The following is a 1,855-nucleotide window of genomic DNA, read 5'->3' as shown; positions in this document are numbered from 1 at the left end:
GTTTCGGGTGGATCGATCTGTTCGATACGCCCGCGGTTCATCACAGCCACTCTGTCGGACAGGGCCATGGCCTCGCCCTGATCATGCGTAACATAGATCGCCGAGAAGCCGACCTGTTGGTGCAGCCGGCGTATCTCCGCCCGCAACTGCAAGCGCAGTGTCAGGTCCAAGGCAGAGAGTGGCTCGTCGAAAAGCAGCACCGCCGGACGAACAGCTAGCGAACGCGCCAGCGCCACCCGCTGCCGCTGTCCTCCGGAGAGCTGTTCGGGATAGCGCTCCTCCATGCCGCGGAGCCGTACGGTATCAAGAGTCTCGGCAATCCGGCGAGCAATTTCGTCCCGGGGAACGCCTCGCATTCGTAATCCGAAGGCGATGTTGTCCGCCACCGTCTTGTGCGGAAAGAGAGCACCTGACTGGAAGATCGTCGCCGTATCGCGCAGATAGGGCGGCAGGCGATCGGCGCGTTCGCCATTGATGCGGATTTCGCCGCCGTTGAGTGATTCGAAGCCGCCGACCATCCTTAGCGTGGTCGTTTTCCCCGATCCCGACGGACCTAGAAGAGTGAGGAATTCTCCCTTTCGAAGAGAAAGGGATATTCCGTCCACCGCCACGACCGCGCCAAAGCTGCGGTGGAGGCGATCCAATTCCAGCGCCGGCACCATAGTCGTCCCTCAACCCGCTGAACGCGAGATCGTGAGCTTCATCCGCTCGTCGAACGCCTGGTACTCGTTGTTAATGCTCTTCCATCCCTCCATCGTGATCAGCTGGAACATTCGGTGAAAGTCCTCGTTCGACTGCGGGTAGTTCTGCCAGTGTAATGGCACAGTGACGTCCCGGCGCGACATGAAGACCATCGATTTTGCGAGGAACCGGTTCTGTGTCTCCTTCTCCAGGAGATAATTCTGGAAAAGGTCGGCTAGATCGTTGTGGTGGGCGCCGCGAACCTTGATGAACCAATCGGTCCAGGCGGAGGTGCCTTCTTTGGGGACAGTGATCAGATACTCGCCGGGGCTGGCCTGCATCAGGGAAAGCGCGTCCGAGGAGTAGGTTAGTGCTGCGTCCGCCTCGTCCTGGTTCAGAACAGTGGCCTCTTCCGCGCCGCTCATGTACCAACGCGCAACGCGCAGCTTGTCGAGCTGAGCAAATAACGGCTCTGCGGTCGCCATTGCGAACATGTCCTGGAGGCCCTGCTTGCCTCCGCTCATCAGCGCGGGAACCGAGAGCGACCACCACCAGGATGACCCGTCAAGAGTGACCTTCTTCGCAAGCTTCTCGTCCCAGAGAATCGACCAGCTAGTGGGCTCGATGCCTAGGCTCTTGCGGACCAGGAGCATGCAGGTGCCGCCGGAAAACGGGACACCGTAGTCCTCCGCACCCGGGCGGGTTTCGGCGAAGTAGGGATAGACCGCCTCAAGATTGGGGATCGCCGCGCGGTTATTCTTAAGCCACAACTTCTCGGCAATACCCTGCCCGGCGACGGACTCCTCGGTAATGGTAATGTCAAAGGGTGGATTGTCCGCCGGAGCAGCAAGGATTTGCGGCACCATCTGGTCCCATCCGCCATTGCTTTCCACCCGTGTTCCATACTCGGCATTGAAGGGCTCGATCACCGTTTCCTTGAAAACCGTCTCGTAGCCGCCGGACCAAGGGACGACGATCAGGCCTTCGCCTGCAAAGCTCGTCTTAGCCGAGGCGACGGAAACACGCCCAATGATTGCGGGCATGGCCAGCGTGGCAGCGCCCGCGCACAGGAAACGTCGGCGAGAAAGTTGAAGTTTTCCATCCCTAACAGTCATTTTGTTCCCTTTTATCGTTGGGTGAATCCGGTGATAATGTTGGCGGTGTTGGTACCCAG

The 1,855-nt window shown here is 59.5% G+C and carries 2 protein-coding genes; both read right to left on the bottom strand.

Annotated elements, in window-relative coordinates; translation table 11 throughout:
• A partial coding sequence (locus EOA29_RS35070) for an ABC transporter ATP-binding protein (protein ID WP_145969998.1) occupies positions 1 to 662 on the bottom strand: 662 nt, incomplete at its 3' end.
• A 9-nt stretch (positions 663 to 671) separates the two neighbouring features.
• Positions 672 to 1,855 (bottom strand): extracellular solute-binding protein (locus EOA29_RS35065; RefSeq protein WP_210213215.1); only part of this gene is annotated, 1,184 nt, incomplete at its 5' end.

Origin of the sequence: Mesorhizobium sp. M1E.F.Ca.ET.063.01.1.1 (genome assembly GCF_003998155.1) — a bacterium.
Taxonomy (GTDB): domain Bacteria; phylum Pseudomonadota; class Alphaproteobacteria; order Rhizobiales; family Rhizobiaceae; genus Mesorhizobium.
This window is presented reverse-complemented; position numbering and strand designations above follow the sequence as displayed.